At 59.4% G+C, this 271-nt stretch carries 1 protein-coding gene; it reads right to left on the bottom strand.

The genetic code is table 11. The features are described from left to right. On the bottom strand, positions 1-271 hold a 271-nt coding region (locus SAZ04_RS22115; RefSeq protein ID WP_332699752.1), incomplete at both ends, for a DUF4118 domain-containing protein.

Here is a 271-nt window from a genome sequence, read left to right as displayed (position 1 = left end):
CACTCGCGCCTGATAACGCACGCCAGCGGTCAGGTTGCCGATGGTGATGCCGACGATCAGCATGACGCCGAAGGTCAGCAGATACTGCATATCGCTGACGGCAAACGACCATTCAGGCTGGACGAAAAACAGATCAAAGCTGGCGACGTTAATCACCGCCGCCAGTACCGAGGGCCAACGGCCGAAGAACAGCGCGACGATCGCCACCCCGAGCAGATACACCATCACCAGGTTGGCCTGGTCAAAGCCCGGCAACAACCATTGGGAGAGC

The sequence above is a fragment of the Halalkalibacter lacteus genome, from assembly GCF_036663595.1.
Classification (GTDB): Bacteria; Bacillota; Bacilli; order Bacillales; family Bacillaceae_D; genus Halalkalibacter; species Halalkalibacter lacteus.
Note: the sequence above shows the minus strand (reverse complement) of the source record. Positions and strands in the feature narration are given on the sequence as shown.